The 17,660-nt window shown below is 65.9% G+C and carries 24 protein-coding genes and 2 tRNA genes; 18 read left to right on the top strand and 8 right to left on the bottom strand.

The genetic code is table 11. The features are described from left to right. Positions 1 to 147: 147 nt before the first annotated feature. The 3 genes from ACFQEV_RS07180 to ACFQEV_RS07170 form a co-directional block, all read right to left on the bottom strand. Positions 148 to 474, bottom strand: coding sequence for a hypothetical protein (locus tag ACFQEV_RS07180; RefSeq protein WP_379694161.1), 327 nt, complete (start codon positions 472 to 474; stop codon positions 148 to 150). Then, positions 471 to 1,517: an Mrp/NBP35 family ATP-binding protein gene (locus tag ACFQEV_RS07175; RefSeq protein ID WP_379694158.1), complete on the bottom strand. Its 1,047-nt coding sequence runs from the start codon at positions 1,515 to 1,517 to the stop codon at positions 471 to 473. Before ACFQEV_RS07175 ends, ACFQEV_RS07180 begins: the two co-directional genes overlap by 4 nt. 121 nt (positions 1,518 to 1,638) lie before the next feature. Beyond that, entirely contained in the window at positions 1,639 to 2,016 is a 378-nt protein-coding gene (locus ACFQEV_RS07170) for a winged helix-turn-helix transcriptional regulator (protein WP_379694156.1), read from the bottom strand. Between the two features lie 190 nt (positions 2,017 to 2,206). Between ACFQEV_RS07170 and ACFQEV_RS07165 the strand changes: the two genes are divergently transcribed. Next, complete coding sequence (locus ACFQEV_RS07165; protein WP_379694154.1) at positions 2,207 to 2,614, top strand: carboxymuconolactone decarboxylase family protein; 408 nt, start codon at positions 2,207 to 2,209, stop codon at positions 2,612 to 2,614. Positions 2,615 to 2,739: 125 nt separating this feature from the next. Next, positions 2,740 to 3,699, top strand: coding sequence for a GTP 3',8-cyclase MoaA (gene moaA, locus ACFQEV_RS07160; protein ID WP_379694572.1), 960 nt, complete (start codon positions 2,740 to 2,742; stop codon positions 3,697 to 3,699). Between the two features lie 91 nt (positions 3,700 to 3,790). Here moaA and ACFQEV_RS07155 read toward each other — a convergent pair whose 3' ends face one another. Both ACFQEV_RS07155 and ACFQEV_RS07150 read right to left on the bottom strand, forming a co-directional pair. Continuing rightward, the gene (locus ACFQEV_RS07155; RefSeq protein WP_379694151.1) at positions 3,791 to 4,015 is read right to left on the bottom strand and encodes a DUF7130 family rubredoxin-like protein; all 225 of its coding nucleotides are present in this window, start codon (positions 4,013 to 4,015) and stop codon (positions 3,791 to 3,793) included. Positions 4,016 to 4,122: 107 nt separating this feature from the next. Then, positions 4,123 to 4,536 (bottom strand): thioredoxin family protein, encoded by a 414-nt coding sequence (locus tag ACFQEV_RS07150; RefSeq protein ID WP_379694148.1) that lies wholly within the window; start codon positions 4,534 to 4,536, stop codon positions 4,123 to 4,125. Between the two features lie 251 nt (positions 4,537 to 4,787). Between ACFQEV_RS07150 and ACFQEV_RS07145 the strand changes: the two genes are divergently transcribed. The 15 genes from ACFQEV_RS07145 (at position 4,788) to ACFQEV_RS07075 (ending at position 13,363) form a co-directional block, all read left to right on the top strand. Beyond that, positions 4,788 to 4,873 (top strand) — tRNA-Ser (locus ACFQEV_RS07145). Between the two features lie 20 nt (positions 4,874 to 4,893). Further along, the gene (locus ACFQEV_RS07140) at positions 4,894 to 5,415 is read left to right on the top strand and encodes a 30S ribosomal protein S13 (protein ID WP_379694145.1); all 522 of its coding nucleotides are present in this window, start codon (positions 4,894 to 4,896) and stop codon (positions 5,413 to 5,415) included. Continuing rightward, positions 5,415 to 5,942, top strand: a complete 528-nt coding sequence (locus tag ACFQEV_RS07135; RefSeq protein WP_379694142.1) for a 30S ribosomal protein S4 — start codon at positions 5,415 to 5,417, stop codon at positions 5,940 to 5,942. The genes ACFQEV_RS07140 and ACFQEV_RS07135 overlap by 1 nt, the downstream gene beginning before the upstream one ends. Before the next feature lie 3 nt (positions 5,943 to 5,945). Then, positions 5,946 to 6,341 carry a 30S ribosomal protein S11 gene (locus tag ACFQEV_RS07130; RefSeq protein WP_379694139.1) on the top strand — a complete coding sequence of 132 codons (396 nt, stop codon included), beginning with the start codon at positions 5,946 to 5,948 and terminating at the stop codon, positions 6,339 to 6,341. 8 nt (positions 6,342 to 6,349) lie between these two features. Beyond that, a complete protein-coding gene (locus ACFQEV_RS07125; RefSeq protein ID WP_379694136.1) occupies positions 6,350 to 7,132 on the top strand; it encodes a DNA-directed RNA polymerase subunit D in 783 nt (260 codons plus the stop codon). A 190-nt stretch (positions 7,133 to 7,322) separates the two neighbouring features. Further along, a tRNA-Leu gene (locus ACFQEV_RS07120) sits at positions 7,323 to 7,407 on the top strand. Positions 7,408 to 7,434: 27 nt separating this feature from the next. After that, positions 7,435 to 7,785 carry a 50S ribosomal protein L18e gene (locus tag ACFQEV_RS07115; protein ID WP_092533837.1) on the top strand — a complete coding sequence of 117 codons (351 nt, stop codon included), beginning with the start codon at positions 7,435 to 7,437 and terminating at the stop codon, positions 7,783 to 7,785. After that, positions 7,782 to 8,219, top strand: coding sequence for a 50S ribosomal protein L13 (locus ACFQEV_RS07110; protein ID WP_379694134.1), 438 nt, complete (start codon positions 7,782 to 7,784; stop codon positions 8,217 to 8,219). Before ACFQEV_RS07115 ends, ACFQEV_RS07110 begins: the two co-directional genes overlap by 4 nt. Next, on the top strand, positions 8,213 to 8,611 hold the full coding sequence (locus tag ACFQEV_RS07105) for a 30S ribosomal protein S9 (protein ID WP_379694131.1): 399 nt from the start codon (positions 8,213 to 8,215) through the stop codon (positions 8,609 to 8,611). The genes ACFQEV_RS07110 and ACFQEV_RS07105 overlap by 7 nt, the downstream gene beginning before the upstream one ends. A 12-nt stretch (positions 8,612 to 8,623) precedes the next feature. Beyond that, entirely contained in the window at positions 8,624 to 8,818 is a 195-nt protein-coding gene (locus tag ACFQEV_RS07100; protein WP_379694128.1) for a DNA-directed RNA polymerase subunit N, read from the top strand. Then, positions 8,818 to 8,994 carry a DNA-directed RNA polymerase subunit K gene (locus ACFQEV_RS07095; protein ID WP_092533825.1) on the top strand — a complete coding sequence of 59 codons (177 nt, stop codon included), beginning with the start codon at positions 8,818 to 8,820 and terminating at the stop codon, positions 8,992 to 8,994. Before ACFQEV_RS07100 ends, ACFQEV_RS07095 begins: the two co-directional genes overlap by 1 nt. Before the next feature lies 1 nt (position 8,995). Continuing rightward, complete coding sequence (gene eno / locus ACFQEV_RS07090) at positions 8,996 to 10,201, top strand: phosphopyruvate hydratase (protein ID WP_379694124.1); 1,206 nt, start codon at positions 8,996 to 8,998, stop codon at positions 10,199 to 10,201. Next, positions 10,198 to 11,016, top strand: coding sequence for a 30S ribosomal protein S2 (gene rpsB, locus ACFQEV_RS07085; RefSeq protein WP_379694121.1), 819 nt, complete (start codon positions 10,198 to 10,200; stop codon positions 11,014 to 11,016). The genes eno and rpsB overlap by 4 nt, the downstream gene beginning before the upstream one ends. 109 nt (positions 11,017 to 11,125) lie before the next feature. Then, complete coding sequence (locus ACFQEV_RS07080) at positions 11,126 to 12,283, top strand: MBL fold metallo-hydrolase (RefSeq protein ID WP_379694118.1); 1,158 nt, start codon at positions 11,126 to 11,128, stop codon at positions 12,281 to 12,283. Between the two features lie 96 nt (positions 12,284 to 12,379). After that, entirely contained in the window at positions 12,380 to 13,363 is a 984-nt protein-coding gene (locus tag ACFQEV_RS07075; RefSeq protein ID WP_379694117.1) for a zinc-dependent metalloprotease, read from the top strand. Positions 13,364 to 13,398: 35 nt separating this feature from the next. On the opposite strand, the gene ACFQEV_RS07070 is transcribed toward ACFQEV_RS07075, so the two are convergent. The 3 genes from ACFQEV_RS07070 to ACFQEV_RS07060 form a co-directional block, all read right to left on the bottom strand. After that, on the bottom strand, positions 13,399 to 13,638 hold the full coding sequence (locus tag ACFQEV_RS07070) for a hypothetical protein (RefSeq protein WP_379694116.1): 240 nt from the start codon (positions 13,636 to 13,638) through the stop codon (positions 13,399 to 13,401). A gap of 161 nt (positions 13,639 to 13,799) precedes the next feature. After that, on the bottom strand, positions 13,800 to 14,147 hold the full coding sequence (locus tag ACFQEV_RS07065) for a hypothetical protein (protein WP_379694113.1): 348 nt from the start codon (positions 14,145 to 14,147) through the stop codon (positions 13,800 to 13,802). Positions 14,148 to 14,236: 89 nt separating this feature from the next. Beyond that, positions 14,237 to 14,800 (bottom strand): hypothetical protein, encoded by a 564-nt coding sequence (locus ACFQEV_RS07060; RefSeq protein WP_379694111.1) that lies wholly within the window; start codon positions 14,798 to 14,800, stop codon positions 14,237 to 14,239. Between the two features lie 118 nt (positions 14,801 to 14,918). Between ACFQEV_RS07060 and ACFQEV_RS07055 the strand changes: the two genes are divergently transcribed. Then, complete coding sequence (locus ACFQEV_RS07055) at positions 14,919 to 17,648, top strand: AAA domain-containing protein (RefSeq protein WP_379694108.1); 2,730 nt, start codon at positions 14,919 to 14,921, stop codon at positions 17,646 to 17,648. The last annotated feature ends 12 nt before the right edge of the window (positions 17,649 to 17,660 follow it).

Below are 17,660 nucleotides of genomic sequence, written 5' to 3'. Positions count from 1 at the left end.
CCGCCCGGCGCGGCATGCGCGTCGGCAGTGCGTAGTGAATGTGAAATCCGGCGGTTCAGTCCCGAAACGATACAATTTCGGTCGGAGAATCGCTACGGAGCATCCGAGGGCGTCGGACGAGCGGTGAAAGTGAAGCGGGGGGAGGCGTCAGTCCTTCCGGAGGCCGCCCTGCTCTTTGATGTCCATGATGTGACGGACGTTGAGGTAAATCTCCTCGGGCGAGGTGTCCTCGTCGGGGTCGTACAGGTCGCTGACGCGGTAGAGGATGGCCGCCACCTGCTTGCTCTCGGAGGTGTCGCCGTACACGTCGTCGGCCACCTCGCGGAGGACGGCGCGCCGTTCCGCGTCCGGTTCGAACTCGGCGTCGGAGTCGGGGGCCATCTCCCAGTCGGGTTCCTCCTCGGCGACTTCCTCGGGGAGGGCGTCATCCGCCTCCGGATGCTCGCCCTCCTCGGAGTCGTGCGTTCCGCTCATCGTCTCGTGGCCTCGCGCCGGCGGACGACGCCGGCCATGTCCGCGACGTTCTCGGTCATCCGCCGGAAGGCGTCCGCGGTGTCGCTGTCGTCGTCTAAGACGACGGGTTCGCCGCCGTCGCCGCCGGTTCGCACCGCCGGGTCCAACGGAAGCGATCCGAGGAACGGCATCTGGTTCTCCGCGGCGAACGCCTCGCCGCCGCCCGTCCCGAAGATGTCGTGTTCGCCCCCGCAGTCCGGGCAGACGAACGTGGACATGTTCTCGACGATGCCGAGGACGTTGGTGTCGTGTTTGCCGAACATGCGGAGTCCCTTGCGGGCGTCGTCCACGGCCACGTCCTGCGGCGTCGTGACGATGACCGCGCCCGTAAGCGGGAGGGTCTGGAGGATGGTCAACTGCGTGTCGCCCGTCCCCGGCGGTAAGTCCAGCACCATGTAGTCGAGTTCGCCCCACTCCACGTCCTCGACGAGTTGGGTCAGAATCTTGTGGACCATCGGGCCGCGCCAGATGACCGGGTCGTCCTCGCCGACGAGGAAGGCCATCGACATGAGTTTCACGCCGTACCGCTCCGGGGGGATGATGCTCTCGGATTCGGTGGCCTGCGGCGCCTCGTCGGCGGCGACCATCCGGGGGACGTTCGGCCCGTACACGTCGGCGTCGAACAGGCCGACCCTCGCGCCCAACTGCGAGAGTCCGGCCGCGAGGTTGACGGCGACGGTGGACTTGCCGACGCCGCCCTTGCCGGAGGCGACGGCGATGACGTTCTTCACGCCCGGCAACACTGTCTCGTCCGCCGAGAGGTCGGACGGGACGGCGGCGGTGAGTTCCACGTCGAGACCGGTGTCTGCGAGCGCCTCACGAACGTCCGCGGCGATTTCGCTCTCGGTCGGCGAGTACGGCGCGCCGAGGGCGAGCGAGATGCGGGCGACGCCCGCCTCCTCGTCCACCTCGACGGCGTTGACGAGTCCGAGCGAGACGATATCGTCGCCGAGGTCCGGGTCCTCGACGCCCCTGAGACGGTCGCGTACCGCTTCGTCGTCCATGGTTCTACGTCCGGGTGAAATCCCGATAAGGGTTTTGAAGGGGGAGGGTCAGACACTCCGCTCTCAGTCCAGCCACCACGAGGAACCGCTGTCGAACGAGACGACGGGAGGGGACCTGCTCTCAGTACTCCCACTCGTACTGTTCCACCCAGAGGCTCAAACACCTGAACGTCGGCCTGAGGGCGATCGCGCTCTCGGTCGCGCTATACTCCACCCGCGGCGGAATTTCGTCGTACGACCGACGGTTCAAAAGACCCGCGGCCGTTAACTCCCGAAGTCTGTCTGTCAGCGTTGTCGGTGGGACGGTGAGATGCTCGCGTAGCTCCGTAAACCGCCACGGCCCGGGATCAACTGCGAAGAAATGAAGAATCGCTATCATATGTGCCCTCCCGAGGAACTCGAAAAAATCGGCCTTCGCATCGACATCGACCTCCGGCGCCGGTAACTCCTCGAATAGCGTTCCGAAGAACTCAGCTCGTTCGGCCTCGGTACGTTCCATGTCGTGGCTACGGTGAGGATAGCTAATACAGATGTCGGTGCGAAGAAGGGAGTAACACCGAACGTTCGGCCTTGATTCCCCGTTTCGGTCTCGACACCATATCTACACAGCGCTCGTTTGTTCAGCCGACGATGGAGTGTACGACCAGTGGAACGACGGGCGTGACCGTCAATCAGCGGACCGATAGACTATGAAACCCAGTTCAAACACGGACTCGGAACGATACGAGCGCGGGTGGCGGAAACTTCAGGAAATCGACGGGAAGGCGGGCGAACGGGTCATCGAGAGTCTCGACGAAATCGCTCCGGACTTAGGGCGGTACACGATCGAGTTCCCGTTCGGGGACGTCTACTCGCGATCCAGCCTCGACCTCCGATCGCGCGAAATCGCGACGGTGGCTTCCCTGACGACGCTCGGAAACGCCCAGGATCAACTCAGGGTCCACATCCACGGGGCACTGAACGTCGGATGCACGCGCGAGGAGATCATCGAAGTTATCATCCAGATGGCAGTGTACGCGGGATTCCCTGCGGCACTCAACGGAATGAATGCTGCAAAGGAAGTATTCGAAGAACGGGACGAAGAAGGTACTGAGTGAGTCTGCGGTACAACTCGCACGACTGCCGGGTGGTCGCCGAATCGGGGACGTTCGTAACCGGTCGCAGTTACGTCCGCACCCCGAGCGACGGCGAACTTATCAACGACGCCGGCCAGACTCCGCATATGCTCGTGGACGACTTCGGACGAGAGGTTACGGGCGTCCGCATCTCCCTCACCGACCGGTGTAACTTCGACTGCGTCTACTGCCACAACGAGGGACTGGGGGACACGCGGGGACCGATGGAACCGAGCGACGACGAGATGGGGACCGACGACGTGGTGCGCTTCCTCGAAGTCGCCGAGGAGTTCGACGTCGAGAAGGTGAAGTTCACCGGCGGGGAACCGATGCTCCGACAGGACCTCGAAGAGATCATCGAACGCACCCCCGACTCGATGGAGACGTCGCTGACGACGAACGGGACGTTCCTCCCCGGCCGCGCGGAATCGTTGAAGGAAGCGGGCCTCTCGCGGGTGAACGTCTCCCAAGACGCCTTAGACCCCGACGCGTTCGCGGAGATAACCAAATCGGGCGCGTACGAGAAGGTCATCGAAGGGGTGGAGGCGGCACTCGACGCCGGTCTGGACCCGGTGAAACTGAACATGGTCGTCTTCGAACACACCGCCGGCTACGTCGAGGGGATGGTGGACCACGTCGCCGAGAACCCCGGCCTCCAACTGCAACTCATCGAGTACATGCCCGAACTGACGGGCAAGCCGGAGTGGAACATCGACATCGGACGCGTCCACGACTGGTTGGAGGAGAAGGCCGACAGGGTGGAACGGCGGGAGATGCACCACCGACGCCGCTACTACGTGGGAGAAGGGATGGTCGAGATCGTAGACCCCGTGGGCAACGCCGACTTCTGCGCGAACTGCCACCGCGTGCGCGTCACCCACGAGGGCTACCTCAAGGGCTGTCTGAACCGAAACGACGACCTGCGGCCGATGGGCGAGATGACGAAGCCCGAAGTTAGAGACGCGTTCCGCGAAGTCGTATCGAACCGCGTCCCCTACTACGGCGAGTACCTCGTCGAGGACGAGGAGGACGGGTGGGTCGTAAACGAGGAGTACATCGGGGCCTGATGCGTCTCTCCGTCCCCGTTGTCGGTAGGCAGTAGCGCAGCATCTCCGGTCGAAGCCGTCCGTGAAAATTACGGCGAGTGCGGGGCGAGGTTCAATCCTCCACCCAGTAGAACAGTTCCTCCTTCGCGGTGTCACACCCCGGACACCGTTCCGGGAGGGCGTCTCGGATTCTCCCCATCTCACCGCACTCGCCGCACCGCCACATGGCGTTACTCCGCGCTTCGATGTCCTGTACGTCGCCTATCGGGACCTCGGTCTCGTCCTTGTTGCCGTCCGTCAGGTTGTCCAGATAGGACTGGTCGTTCTCGTAGCTCATCACGTTCGAACTACGGTGTGTGGTGTGTTAAAACATAACATTGGTGGGGGTGACGAATCTGGCGTTTCGGTTCGCACGTCACGCGAACGAAGAAACCGTCGTTCCGACTACCGTCGCTCCGACCGACCGTCCTCGACGTCGCCGGGCCGGGCCCCGTGGTCCGCCGACGTCCCTTCGTCGATGAAGTCCACGATGGCCTGCGCGCCCTGGAACCCCTCCGCGAGTCGCCCGACTTCCTCGCCGTCCTCGAACAGAACCAGCGTCGGGACGCTCCGAATGGAGAATCGCTCCACCAGCGACAGGTCCTCGCGCGGGTTGCACAACGAGACGACTACCTCCTTCGCGCGCGCGACGTTCCCCAAGACGGGTTCGATGCTCTGACAGAGCGTACAGCCCTTCGTGTAGAAGTCCACGAGGACGAGTTCGTGCTCCGAAACGAGGGCGTCGAGTTCAGCTTCGCTCTCGACGTGGACGGGCTTCGTCGGCGTCTCGGCGTTCGAGGGGGCGGTGTCCGTGCTCATCGCCTTATATACGCCCGCGAAGGGTAAAGCGGTTCTGCGGTCCGTCGAACCCGGCGCACGCCCGCGTCGAGGTAGCGCGGCGCACGGGGACGAGAGGCGGGAACGCCGTCGCCGCGGCGGGTCCGTCGCCCGGTGCCACCCCCGGCGGGGTATCGTGATGCTTAAGTAATCACCACGTTTTGTTTCGACTGCGATAGATACACTGTAGGGGCGGACGCCCCGAGTCCGTACGGGCGAAAGTGAATGACCGTGTTGCGGTAGCCAAGCATGGCCCAAGGCGCTGGGTTGCTAACTCAGTGGCGTTAATGCCTCCGGGGTTCGAATCCCCGCCGCAACGCTCATCGCGACTTTCCAGTCATGAGTGCAGAAGAACCACAGGACGACGCTCCCGACGAGGAGGAAAACCTCCGATACTTCGTCCGAATAGGTCAGACGGACCTTGACGGAACGAAATCGGTAGAGCGGAGTCTGACAGACATGAAGGGTATCGGCAAGCGCACGGCGCGTATCATTGTCGACGCCGCGGGTGTGGACCGAACGGCGACCTTCGGTCTTCTCGACGAAGAGGAAATCGACTCGGTCGTCGATGCCGTCGAGAACTACGATAACCACGCCCCCGAGTGGATGGTCAACCGCCGCGAAGACTTCTACAGCGGAGAGACCAGCCACGAAACCGGGTCGGACCTCGAACAGGCACGCCGCCACGACATCAACCGCATGAAGATGATAAGCTCCTACAGGGGCGTCCGTCACAAGCGCGGACAGAAGGTTCGCGGACAGCGAACGAAGTCCACCGGACGTTCCGAGGGGACCATCGGCGTCAACGTCGAGGCTATCAAAGAAGAACAGGCAGAGGAAGCAGCGGGTGACGAGGAATAATGGCGACTGGTAACAACACCAAGTTCTACGAGACGCCGAACCATCCGTGGCAGGGCGAGCGTATCGCTCAGGAGTCCGACCTTCTGGGCCGCTACGGCCTGAAGAACAAAGAGGAACTCTGGCGCGCGCAGTCCGAACTGCGCGACTACCGCCGCGAGGCGCGACGCCTCATCGGCGACGCGCAGGGTGACTTAGACGTCGCGGAGGAGGAGGGCGAGGACTTCCTCGACCGCCTCCGCCGCCTCGGCATCCTCTCGGAGGACGACAACATCAACCGCGTCCTGCGACTGGACGTGACCGACATCCTCGAACGCCGCCTCCAGACCGTCGCGTACCGCAAGGGCCTCGCGCAGACGCCCCAGCAGGCGCGGCAGTTCATCACCCACGGCCACGTGGTCGTCGGCGACGCCCGCGTCACCGCGCCCTCGAAGAAGGTCGAGGCCGTCGAAGAGGACCGAGTGGCGTTCGACGAGACGAGTCCGCTCTCGGACGACCTTCACCCCGCACGCGCGGAGGGACAGGAGTAACACATGAGCGAATCTGAGAACACCCAAGACAAGTGGGGTATCGCCCACGTCCACGCATCGTTCAACAACACGCTCATCACCATCACCGACCAGACGGGCGCGGAGACGATCGCGAAGTCGTCCGGCGGTACCGTGGTGAAGCAGAACCGAGACGAGGCGTCTCCGTACGCCGCGATGCAGATGGCCGAGACGGTGGCCGAGGAAGTCAAAGCCGCCGGCATCGAGGGTCTCCACGTTCGCGTGCGCGGCCCCGGCGGCAACGGTAACAAGAGCCCCGGCCCCGGCGCGCAGGCGACGATTCGCGCGCTGGCCCGCGCCGGACTCGAAATCGGGCGCATCGAGGACGTGACGCCCATCCCGCACGACGGGACCCGAGCGCCGAAAAACAGCCGACTCTAAGATAATCCATGGCAAACGACTTCGAGGTCGAGTTCATCGAACGCGACGAGCGAGCGGCCCGCTTCCTCGTTCGGGGTCTCACCCCGGCGGTCGCGAACGGCATCCGCCGAGCAATGATCGCGGACGTGCCGACGTTCAGCGTCGACACCGTCCGGTTCGTCGAGAACTCGTCGGTGATGTTCGACGAGATGATCGGGCTTCGACTCGGCCTTGTTCCGCTCACGACCCCCCTCGACGACTTCGAGGAGGGTGACACCGTGACGCTGTCCCTCGACGTCGAGGGACCCGCCACGGCGTACTCCGGGGACATCCGGTCCGCGGACCCGATGGTGCAACCCGCGGACGACAACATCCCCATCATCGAACTGAAGGAGGGCCAACGCCTCGAGTTCGAGGCCGACGCGGTCCTCGGACGCGGCAAGGAACACGCCAAGCACCAGGGCGGAGTCGCCGTCGGCTACCGACACCTCCAACGCGTGGAGGTCGTCGGCGACGCCGGCGAGTTCGAAGAACAGGAACCGAACATCCTCCGTGGCGTCATCGAGGAGCAGGCGGCCGAACACGCCGCAGACGACACCGCCGCGAACGGTGACCTCGTGGCCACGGACGAGTTCGACAACGACCTCACGAAGCGGTACCCCGGCAAGGACGTCGAGGTGCACGACGTAGACGGCGCGTTCGTCTTCCACGTGGAGACGGACGGGTCGTTCACGGTCGAGGAACTCGTCCGCCGCGCCGCCGAGAGTCTCGGCGCGCGCGCGGCCGAACTCGAAGAAAAGGTCGCAATCTAAGTATCGATGACTGTCCCTTCACCAACCCGACGCTCGTTCGCCGCACGCAACCCGGCGACATCGCCGAACGGAGTTCGGCGGGCCGCCAGACGCAGTCCGGCGAGAGCGTCGTCTCCCGCGAACGAAACGGGCGGACTCACAAGCCAGACCGAAAGGGGTTTGAAGGGGCACGCAGTAAATCGGAGTGCGAGCAGGGATAGCCAAGTCTGGCCAACGGCGCAGCGTTCAGGGCGCTGTCTCGTAGGAGTCCGCAGGTTCAAATCCTGCTCCCTGCACTCCATTTTCTCGAAAGGAGGTAGACAATGAGTAAGACCAACCCGAGACTCAACAGTCTCATCGCCGAGCTGAAGGCGGTCTCTCGTGAGTCCGGCGCCAACGTGTGGCAGGACGTCGCGGACCGTCTAGAAAAGCCCCGGCGCACCCACGCGGAGGTCAACCTTGGGCGCATCGAACGGTACGCCAAGGAAGACGAGACCGTCGTCGTTCCCGGCAAAGTGCTGGGTAGCGGTGTGCTGGAGAAGAACGTCACCGTCGCCGCGGTGGACTTCTCTTCGTCCGCGCGCAAGAAGATCGAACAGGTCGGAGACGCCGTGGCACTGGAACAGATCGCAGAGAACAATCCCGAAGGATCCAACGTGCGGGTGATTCGATGAACCTTGCCGAATTCGACGCCGACGTCGTCGTCGACGCCCGGAACTGTATCGTCGGTCGCGTCGCCAGCGAGGTCGCACAACGCGCGCTCGCGGGCGAGAAAGTGGCCGTCGTCAACGCGGAGGACGCCGTCATCACGGGGTCGGAAGACGACGTGATGGACGTCTACCGCAAGCGCGTCGAAGTCGGGTCGGACCGAGGGCCGTACTACCCGAAGCGTCCGGACCGCATCTTCAAGCGCGCCATCCGCGGCATGCTCCCGTACAAGACGACTCGCGGACGCGAGGCGTTCGAGAACGTGCGCGTCTACGTGGACAACCCGTTCGACGAGGACGGCGACGTCCTCGACGACACCTCGCTGGACCGCCTCTCGAACATCAAGTTCATCTCGCTCGGAGAGATCTCCGAGAAACTGGGTGCTAACGTCACATGGTAACGAACACGTCCGGTAAGAAGAAGACCGCCATCGCCCGCGCCACCGTGCGCGAGGGCGAGGGGCGCGTCCGAATCAACTCCCAACCCGTCGAGCTCGTCGAGCCGGAGATGGCCCGCCTGAAGATGCTGGAACCGTTCCGCATCGCCGGCGAGGACCTCCGCTCGCAGGTCGACATCGACGTCAGCATCTCCGGCGGCGGTTTCGCCGGACAGGCTGACGCCGCTCGTACGGCCATCGCGCGAGGGCTGGTGCAGCATCTCAACGACGCGGAGCTCCGCGACGCCTACATGGAGTTCGACCGGTCGCTCCTCGTCAACGACGTCCGGCAGTCCGAACCCAAAAAGTGGGGCGGACCGGGCGCTCGCGCTCGCTACCAGAAATCCTACCGCTGAGGTGATCTACCCATGATGATACCTGTCCGGTGTTTCACCTGTGGAAGCGTCGTGGGCGAACACTGGGAGGAGTTCAAAGCTCGCGCCCGCGAGGGCGACGAAGACCCGGCCGAGGTCCTCGACGAACTGGGCGTCGAGCGGCACTGCTGCCGCCGCATGCTCGTCTCGCACAAGGACCTCGTCGACGTCGTCGCACCGTACCAATAATGCAACAGCGCTACAATCGGTACGAGAAGGCACGCATCCTCGGCGCGCGAGCGCTGCAGGTGTCGTACGGGGCGCCGGTCCTCATCGAGACGGACCAGAGCGAACCCATCCTCATCGCGGCCGAGGAGTACGACGCTGGCGTCCTTCCGTTCACGGTACAACGAGAGGGTAAGTGATATGACACTAATCTCCAACGTTTCGCTCCGACGCGTCCTCGACTCGCGCGGTAACCCGACGGTCGAGGCCGACGTGCTCACCGAATCCGGCGGCTTCGGCCGCGCGGCAGCGCCGAGCGGCGCGAGCACGGGCGAGTACGAAGCGATAGAACTGCAGCCCTCGGAGGCCATCGCATCGGCGCGGCGTCACGCGATTCCGCGCCTCGTCGGCGAGGTTCACGCGGGCAACCAACGAGAGGTGGACGCCGCACTCCGCGCCGCCGACGGCACGGACAACTTCTCCGAAATCGGCGCGAACAGCGCCGTCGCCATCTCGATGGCGGCCGCGAAGGCCGGCGCGGACGTGCTCGGTGCGCCGTTGTACCAGCACCTCGGCGGCACCTTCCGCGGCGAGAACTTCCCGATTCCGCTCGGGAACATCGTCGGCGGCGGCGAACACGCCAAGGAGGCGACCAACATCCAGGAGTTCCTCGCCGCGCCGGTCGGCGCGCCGAGCGTCTCCGAGGCCGTCTTCGCCAACGCGGCGGTCCACGCCCGCGCGTCCGAGATCCTGGACGAACGTGGCACGCCCGCGGCGAAGGGCGACGAAGGCGCGTGGGCCCCGCCCATCTCGGACGCCGAGGCGTTCGAGGTGATGGACGAGGCGGTGTCCGACGTCGCAGACGAACTCGGCTTCGAGATTCGCTTCGGCCTCGACGTGGCCGCGGCGGAACTGTACGACGAGGACGAGGACGGCTACGTCTACGGCGACGAGGTCAAATCGACCGACGAGCAGATCGAGTACGTCGCCGACCTGGTGGACGAGTACGAACTCGTCTACGTCGAGGACCCCCTCGACGAGAACGACTACGAAGGGTTCGCGGAACTCACCGACCGCGTCGGTGACCGCACCCTCATCTGCGGCGACGACTTGTTCGTCACGAACGTCGAACGGTTGCAGGACGGCATCGACGCCGACGCCGCGAACTCCATCCTCATCAAGCCGAACCAGATCGGGACGCTCTCGGACGCGTTCGACGCCATCGAACTCGCGAACCGGAACGGCTACGAGACGATCATCTCGCACCGCTCCGGCGAAACCGAGGACACGACCATCGCACACCTCGCCGTTGCAACCGACGCCGCGTTCATCAAGACCGGTACGGTGCAGGGCGAGCGAACCGCCAAGCTCAACGAACTCATCCGCATCGCGGACGACGCAGTATGACAGACAACGATAACGAAGCGGTCGAAGTCGTCGACGAGGACGCTCCGGAGGCCGAAGAAGCGGCCGCCGAGGAGTCCGACGCGACCGAGACCGAAGCCGAGACGACGGAAGAAGTCGCCGAGGCCGCCGAGGACGAGGCCGCCGCCGACGAGGGCGCGGCCGAGGACGAGGCCGCCGAGGCCGAAGAAGAGGAGGCCGAACCGGTCTTCGACGAGGACGTCATGCCGGACGAGGAGGCGGACCTCCTCATCCCGGTCGAGGACTACCTCGGTGCCGGTGTCCACATCGGTACCCAACAGAAGACCAAGGACATGGAGCGGTTCATCCACCGCGTCCGTGACGACGGTCTGTACGTCCTCGACGTGAGTCAGACCGACTCGCGCATCCGGACGGCCGCGAACTTCCTGTCGGGGTACGACCCCGAGCAGATTCTGGTCACCAGTTCGCGCCAGTACGGCCGGTTCCCGGCCAAGAAGTTCGCCGACGCCGTCGGCGCGCGCGCCCGCACGGGTCGCTTCATCCCGGGGACGCTGACGAACCCCGACTACGCCGGCTACATCGAACCCGACGTGGTCGTCGTCACCGACCCCATCGGCGACGCGCAGGCGGTCAAGGAGGCCATCACGGTCGGCATCCCGGTCATCGCGATGTGCGACTCGAACAACCAGACGAGCAACGTCGACCTCGTCGTTCCGACGAACAACAAGGGTCGACGGGCGCTGTCGGTCGTCTACTGGCTCTTGGCCAACGAGACGCTCGACCGCCGCGGTTCCGAACCGACCTACGCCCTCGAAGACTTCGAGGCCGAGGTCTAACCCCGCCGGCAGTTTCGTTTCTCCATTTCTCGCGTCCGTCAGCGGTCGCGCTACCTGATGCTCGCGGACGGCAAGAACGGTTATGCGACTCGTTCGCCTACGTCGGCGTATGTGCGCCCTCCACCAGACGACAGTCGAGGAACTGGCCGATTCGGTCGATTCGGGGGAGTCGGTCACCGTCGTCGACACGCGCCCGCCCGACAGTTTCGAGGCGTGGCACGTCGGCGGCGCGGTGAACGTCCCGTACAGTCCGACGGACGGACTCGGCGACGAGTGGGACTGGGACCGCGTGGACGAACGACTCGGCGACGGACCGGTCGTCGCCATCTGCGGGAAGGGTATCTCCTCCACCGCCTTCGGCCTCGAACTGGGGAAGCGCGGCCGGGAGGACGTGAGCGTCGTCAAAGGCGGCATGCAGGAGTGGAGCAAGCTGTACGAGGTGGTCGAAGTCGAAACCGACAGCGACGACCTGTTTCTCGCGCAGGTGCAACGGCGCGCGAAGGGGTGTCTCGGCTACGTCGTCGGGTCGCGTTCGGCGGGCGAGGCGGTGGTCGTGGACGCGACGCGTCAGCACCACGAGTTCGAACTCGTCGCCGCCGACGAGGGGATGCGCGTGACCGGCGTCTTCGACACGCACGTCCACGCCGACCACATCTCCGGCGGCCCGGAACTGGCCGAGAGACTGGGCGTCCCGTACCACCTCGGCGAACGCGCCGCCGAACGCGAGGTGGAGTACGACTACCGACCGCTCTCGGACGGGGAGACGTTCTCCGTCGGCGACGTGGAAATCGAGGTGCTGGCCGCCCCCGGTCACACGACGGAGATGGTGAACTACCTCGTGGACGGCGAGTACCTGCTCTCGGGCGACACCCTGTTCGTCGAGTCCGTCGGCCGGACGGAACTGCAGTTCGGCGACGACGACGCATCGACGGGTGCGGAACTCCTCTATGAGACGCTCCACGAGACGATTCTGGAACTCCCCGGGGAGACGCGCGTCCTCCCCGGCCACGTCACCGTGGCCGAAGACGGCGAGTACGCCGCCGCCTCGCCCGGCGAACTCGTCTCGGCGACGCTGGACGAACTGCGGGAGGAACTGGACCTGTTGAGCCTCGACGAGGAGGAGTTCGTGGACCGACTCACCGACGACACGCCGGAGAAGCCCGCGAACTACGAGACGGTCATCGCCGTCAACACCGGCCGCGAGACGCCCGACAACGAGGAGTCGGCGACGGAACTCGAAACCGGACCGAACAACTGCGCGGCCTGAGGCGGCCTCGAATCACGGTCCGCGCGAACAACCTTCGTCGGCGCACACCCGCCCATCGGAACAAGCGTTTTGTCCCCGCACCCCCCACGGATTCACATGAATATCTTCCGTAGCGTCCGCGCGGTCGCGGGCGCGGAAGGCGACGGCGACGGCACTGGGAGCATCGACTGGGCCGCCGTGGCCGACGCGGCGAAGAACGCAACCGACCCCGGCCCCTTGGAGTTGGCCGCGAAGGAACGCGAGGGCTACGCGACGGACGTGCGCGACGCCCGGCGACGCCTCCGAGAGGTCGGCGAAGTGGAGTTCGAGGTGCCGGCGACGATAGAGGTGCAGAACCGCCACCACTGGATAGACGCGAACATCCGCACGTTCGAACGCGTGATGCGTCCCGTCGAGATGCGCGGGCAGGTCCCCCTCCCGGGTCTCACCCGCGTCGTCAACACCGGGACGATGGCGTTCATGCTCTCTTTCCTCGGGAAGAACGTCCTCGGGCAGTACGACCCGTTGCTGTTGGCCGAACCGCCGGCCGAGGGGGAGGAGGCGGAGCACGGCCTCTACTTCGTCCACCCGAACATCGTCCGCGTCGCAGAGATGCTCGACGTGGACTACCCCCGGTTCCGCCGGTGGATAGCGTTCCACGAGGTGTCGCACGCCGCCGAGTTTGGCGCCGCGCCGTGGCTTTCGGACCACCTCGAACGCCGGATGGAGGACGGGCTTGAGGGCCTCGCCGAGGGACAGTTCGACCGCGAGGCGTTCAAGGACCTCGACACCGCGATGACGGCGGTGGAAGGGTACGCGGAACTGCTGATGGACCGCGCCTTCGACGACGACTACGAGGACCTGCGCGAGAAGTTAGACGAGAAGCGAAAGAGCGGCGGCCCCGTCGGCATCCTCGTGCGCCGCCTCCTCGGGTTGGGCCTCAAGCGCCGACAGTACGAACGCGGCGCGGCGTTCTTCGAGGCCGTCGCCGACGAACGCGGCGTCGCCGCCGCCTCCGCCGTCTGGGAGGGCCCGGAGAACCTCCCGACGGACGAAGAACTCGACAGCCCGTGGATGTGGATATCGCGCGTGGACCCCTGAGCGGAGGAGACACCCGGAGGAACCGGGCGGCACGTTCAGCGCGGCGGGCGGCGGTTCACGTCGGGTTTGAACTCCCGAAGCCAGCGCATGAGAAACCACAGCAGGGAGAGGCCGGCGACCAGACCGCCGACGAACCCCGCCGCAACGAAGGTGAGGCCGCCGCCCGACTGGAAGGCGACGAGTGCGCCGGAGGCAGCGACGAGGAGGACGAACCCCGCCCGCAGGAGTCGGTTGGCCTCGTCGCGTTCCTCGTCCGTCATGCTCGGTCCGACCATCCGTCAGCCTCCGACCCCGTCTGCGCGTTCGGCGGCGGCGGCATCGGACGCAGTCCGATGAACCGTCGAGGGTTCCTCGGCGGCGTCGTCGGTCCCTTCGGTCATACGAATCTCCAACGAAGCGGAGGGATTTGAAAGCGCTGTTCGCCGTCGGGGGCGCCCTACGTCGGCGTCTCGCCGTCGGAGTCGCGCCGGAAGATCAAAAGACCGTACCCCGCGAAGAGGAGGCCGACGACGACCCAGACAGCCGCCCACGCGTCATCCACTCGGAGATATCGGACGAAACTGAATGCGGCGGTTACTCCGCCGGCGAGGAAGGGATACGTCCACGAACGGACGAATCCCTCCACGAACGCTCCGACGGTGAACAGTGCGAGTATCGAGACGACGAACGCCGTTTCGAGCGCCGTCGGCGGGTTCCCGCGGACGAGAGCGTGGTACGCGTAAATGAAGAGGACGCACAACGCGAAGAGCAGGTCGCCGCCGTCCGGTCGTTGGAACTCCACCACGCGCACACTACCCCGCATCGGACGATAAAACGCCCTTTCCTGTCGATTTACGTACCACCTCGGACCGAAGAGAACGGAGTCCGGCGGGTCTACTGGAACCCGCGGCCGACGCCGTCTTCCGCCACCAAGTCGTCTAAGTCCTTCGTCAGCAACTCGTCGGCGTCGGCGAACTCGTCGGTCAACCCGTCTAAGGCGTCGGGTCGGCCGTCGAACTCGTACTCCATCGGGCCAAACGCCGGACTCTCCAAAGCGTCCATCACGTCCTCGAAGAAGTCGTCCGGCGTCGTCGGGGCCTCGGCGTGGACTCTGACCGTCTCTTCGAGTCGCTTGGCCATCTCGGAGGCGTGTTCCTCGTCCTCGGGGCCGTTCCGGACGGCGAACAGGCCGGGCACGTCGTCGTCGCGTTCGCGCCTCGGGAGCAACGGTTCGATGTCCTCGTCGATGCGCCGGGCGACGCGTCTGCCGACGCCGCGAACCTCGTAGGGGTTCTTCGTGTACGTCTTCAGTTCGTAGACGCCGACGTCGGGGTGTCCGAGGAAGAGGTCCTCGCCGACTCCGCGGCGGCGGTCGCCGGCGACGGCCCGCCACCCGTCCGGGTCGGCGTCCGACTCCACGACATCTTCGAGGATGTCCTGCCAGTCCCTGACGCGCATGTTCGTCGTTCCGGTGCGAGAGAGAAAGAGCGTGACGGTCCCCGCCGACCGCGGCGGGAGGGTGCGAAGGGTTCCCGCGACCGACAGCGTTTTTCGCGCCCACGCGCACCGTTCTGTCGTGAACGTCCGCGGCCGCATCGTCGAGGTAGGCGAAGAGCGAGAAGTGGAGACGTCGTACGGACCGCGCTCTCTCGCCGAGTTGTCGGTGGTCCGAACCGACGGCGACGTACGGAGAGACGCGGCCGCGGACACGGAGGAACGCGACGGCGCGGACCCGGTTCGGGTGACGCTCTGGGGGAAGTGGACCCAGAGCGCCGAACTCGCCGAACCGGGGATGGACGTGTTGGTGACCGAAGCCGAGGAGTCGGAGTTCCGCGGCGAGACGACGTACGGCACCTCCAAGGAGTCGTACGTCGTCCTCGAACCGGGCTTTCTGGTGGACGTGACGAACATCCGGTCGTGGGTGCAGTGCCCGCGGATGTACTACCTGAACAAGCTGTCGGGCATCCCGCTGAACTACCCGGTGGTGAAGGGGACCATCGTCCACGAGGTGTTCGGCGACTTGCTCCGCCGCGCGGACGCCGAGGAGGCCCTCGACGAGGGCGTCTTGGAGGAGTCCATCGAGGAACGCGTCCGCGAGGCGGGCCTCCAACTCGGCCTGTTGGGCTACGACGCCGAGGAGGTGCGCGACGAGGTGCGGCGCAACGCCGCCGCCATCCAAGGGTGGTTGTCGCAGGGGACGCTGACGGAGACGGACGAGTGGCGTTCGGAGTACACGCTCATCTCGCCGACGTTCGGCGTCAAGGGCCGCGCCGACGCCCTCCGCCGCGGGATGCCGGTCGAACTGAAGACCGGCAAGAACACGAACCGCGAACCGCGCTTTCAGGACAAGATTCAGGCCGCGGCGTACGCCCTCATGCTCGACGAACGCGGCGTCTCCGCGGACACGGGCACCCTCCTGTACACAAAGAACACCGCCCTCGAACGCAACGAGGAGACGGGCGACCTCTCGCCCGCAAAGGAGTTCTCCATCGGGAAGGGACTGCTCGATTTCGTCGTCCGCACGCGCAACCAAATCGCGGCCATGGAGTTCGATACGTCCGTTCCGACGGGGTTCGAGGCCGACTCGAAGTGCGAGTACTGCTTCGAGAAGGACACCTGCATGGTCGTCTCGGGCCGCCTCGACCAGGAGTCGAAGGCGGGCAAGATAGGCGAACCGCTCCCCGAGGCGGAACGCGAGTACTTCGACCGACTCTACCGCGCCGTCGAGGAGGAACGCCGCGAGACGCACCGGGAGTACCGGAAACTGTGGGAGCAGACGGCCGAGGAACGCGCCGACGACGACAGGGCACTCATCGGGTTGGAACCCCTCGACCGGACCGAAATCGAGGGCGGGCGGTGGCGACTCCGCGCCCGGAAGTCGGACGACGCGGTGTCGAAACTCCGCGAGGGCGACGTCGCACTCGCCAGCGACGGCGACCCGGTGTCCGGCCACGCGGAACTCGTCCGCATCGAACGACTCGACGACGAGGTGGTCGTCACCGCCGACGAACCGGTGACGCTCCGCCGCCTCGACGTCTACCCCTCGGAACTCTCCGTCGACCGGATGCTCACCGCCGTCCACGACGCCCTCCTGAAGGGCGACCCGGGCCGCAAGGACGTGCTGTTCGGCCGGCGCGACCCCGAGTTCTCGACTCGGAGCGAGGAGACGTACATCGACAACAACGGCGCGCAGAACGAGGCGGTGAAACTCGCGGTGGACGCCGACGACTTCGCCCTCGTCCACGGGCCGCCGGGGACGGGCAAGACGTACACCATCGCCCAGATAATCCGCGCCCTCGTCGCCGACGGCAACCGCGTCCTCCTCTCCGCGTTCACCAACCGCGCGGTGGACAACGCCCTCGAAGCCCTCCGCGACCAAGGGTTCGGGGCCGACGAAATCGTCCGCGTCGGCACCGAGAACGGCATCCGCGAGGACATGCTCGACGTGCGCCTCGAACGCTCGGGCGACCCGAACGAACGCGCGGCCGCCCTCCGCGACGCCCCCGTCGTCGCGGCGACGACGGCCACCTGCGGGTCGCGCGTCGTCCGCGAACAGGCGTTCGACGTGGCACTCGTGGACGAGGCGTCGCAACTCACCGAACCGGGGACGCTCGCGGCCGTGAATCTCGCAGAGAAGTTCGTCCTCGTCGGCGACCACGAGCAACTCCCGCCGGTCGTCCGCGCCGAGAACGACCTGCAGACCTCCCTGTTCGAACGTCTCGTCACCGACCACCCCGAGGCGTCGGTGATGCTCGACCGACAGTACCGCATGTCCCAGCGGATTCAGGCGTTCTCCTCGGCGGAGTTCTACGACGGCGAACTCCGCCCCGCGACGGGCGAGGTGGCCGCCCAGCGATTAGGCGACCTGCCGGGCGTCGACGAGGGTACCCTGCCGCCGGAACTGCGTGACCCCGTCTCGTTCGTGGACCCCGGGGGCCGCCGCGTCGGCAACACGAACCCGACGGAGGCGGACCGAATCGCGGAGTTGGTCGAGGCGTACGAGGCGGCCGGCGTCGACTCCGACGACATCGGCGTCATCGCGCCGTTCCGCGCGCAGGTGGCCGAGATATCCCGCCGGACGGACGTGACCGTCGACACCGTCGACCGGTTCCAAGGCTCCTCAAAGGAGGTCGTACTCGTCTCGTTCGTCGCAAGCGGGTCCTTGGACGGCCCCATCTTCGACGACCACCGGCGCATCAACGTCGCCCTCACGCGGGCGAAGAAGGCGCTGACGCTCGTCGGCGACGCCGACGCCCTCGCCTCGGACCCCTTCTACCGCCGGATGCTCGATTGGGCGAGGCGGTAGGCCGCCCCGGCG

The sequence above is a fragment of the Halopelagius fulvigenes genome (assembly GCF_042662625.1).
GTDB classification, from domain to species: Archaea; Halobacteriota; Halobacteria; order Halobacteriales; family Haloferacaceae; genus Halopelagius; species Halopelagius fulvigenes.
Note: the sequence above shows the minus strand (reverse complement) of the source record. Positions and strands in the feature narration are given on the sequence as shown.

Bases quoted from the DNA above. Each gene is read 5' to 3' on its own strand.
- ACFQEV_RS07140 (WP_379694145.1), top strand. From the start codon at position 4,894: ATGAGTGCAGAAGAACCACAGGACGACGCTCCCGACGAGGAGGAAAAC.
- ACFQEV_RS07175 (WP_379694158.1), bottom strand. From the start codon at position 1,517: ATGGACGACGAAGCGGTACGCGACCGTCTCAGGGGCGTCGAGGACCCG.
- ACFQEV_RS07170 (WP_379694156.1), bottom strand. From the start codon at position 2,016: ATGGAACGTACCGAGGCCGAACGAGCTGAGTTCTTCGGAACGCTATTC.
- ACFQEV_RS07110 (WP_379694134.1), top strand. From the start codon at position 7,782: ATGAACCTTGCCGAATTCGACGCCGACGTCGTCGTCGACGCCCGGAAC.
- ACFQEV_RS07125 (WP_379694136.1), top strand. From the start codon at position 6,350: ATGGCAAACGACTTCGAGGTCGAGTTCATCGAACGCGACGAGCGAGCG.
- ACFQEV_RS07150 (WP_379694148.1), bottom strand. From the start codon at position 4,536: ATGAGCACGGACACCGCCCCCTCGAACGCCGAGACGCCGACGAAGCCC.
- ACFQEV_RS07095 (WP_092533825.1), top strand. From the start codon at position 8,818: ATGCAACAGCGCTACAATCGGTACGAGAAGGCACGCATCCTCGGCGCG.
- ACFQEV_RS07130 (WP_379694139.1), top strand. From the start codon at position 5,946: ATGAGCGAATCTGAGAACACCCAAGACAAGTGGGGTATCGCCCACGTC.
- ACFQEV_RS07105 (WP_379694131.1), top strand. From the start codon at position 8,213: ATGGTAACGAACACGTCCGGTAAGAAGAAGACCGCCATCGCCCGCGCC.
- ACFQEV_RS07080 (WP_379694118.1), top strand. From the start codon at position 11,126: ATGTGCGCCCTCCACCAGACGACAGTCGAGGAACTGGCCGATTCGGTC.
- ACFQEV_RS07155 (WP_379694151.1), bottom strand. From the start codon at position 4,015: ATGAGCTACGAGAACGACCAGTCCTATCTGGACAACCTGACGGACGGC.
- ACFQEV_RS07115 (WP_092533837.1), top strand. From the start codon at position 7,435: ATGAGTAAGACCAACCCGAGACTCAACAGTCTCATCGCCGAGCTGAAG.
- eno (WP_379694124.1), top strand. From the start codon at position 8,996: ATGACACTAATCTCCAACGTTTCGCTCCGACGCGTCCTCGACTCGCGC.
- ACFQEV_RS07165 (WP_379694154.1), top strand. From the start codon at position 2,207: ATGAAACCCAGTTCAAACACGGACTCGGAACGATACGAGCGCGGGTGG.
- moaA (WP_379694572.1), top strand. From the start codon at position 2,740: ATGCTCGTGGACGACTTCGGACGAGAGGTTACGGGCGTCCGCATCTCC.
- ACFQEV_RS07060 (WP_379694111.1), bottom strand. From the start codon at position 14,800: ATGCGCGTCAGGGACTGGCAGGACATCCTCGAAGATGTCGTGGAGTCG.
- rpsB (WP_379694121.1), top strand. From the start codon at position 10,198: ATGACAGACAACGATAACGAAGCGGTCGAAGTCGTCGACGAGGACGCT.
- ACFQEV_RS07135 (WP_379694142.1), top strand. From the start codon at position 5,415: ATGGCGACTGGTAACAACACCAAGTTCTACGAGACGCCGAACCATCCG.
- ACFQEV_RS07075 (WP_379694117.1), top strand. From the start codon at position 12,380: ATGAATATCTTCCGTAGCGTCCGCGCGGTCGCGGGCGCGGAAGGCGAC.
- ACFQEV_RS07180 (WP_379694161.1), bottom strand. From the start codon at position 474: ATGAGCGGAACGCACGACTCCGAGGAGGGCGAGCATCCGGAGGCGGAT.
- ACFQEV_RS07100 (WP_379694128.1), top strand. From the start codon at position 8,624: ATGATGATACCTGTCCGGTGTTTCACCTGTGGAAGCGTCGTGGGCGAA.
- ACFQEV_RS07070 (WP_379694116.1), bottom strand. From the start codon at position 13,638: ATGGTCGGACCGAGCATGACGGACGAGGAACGCGACGAGGCCAACCGA.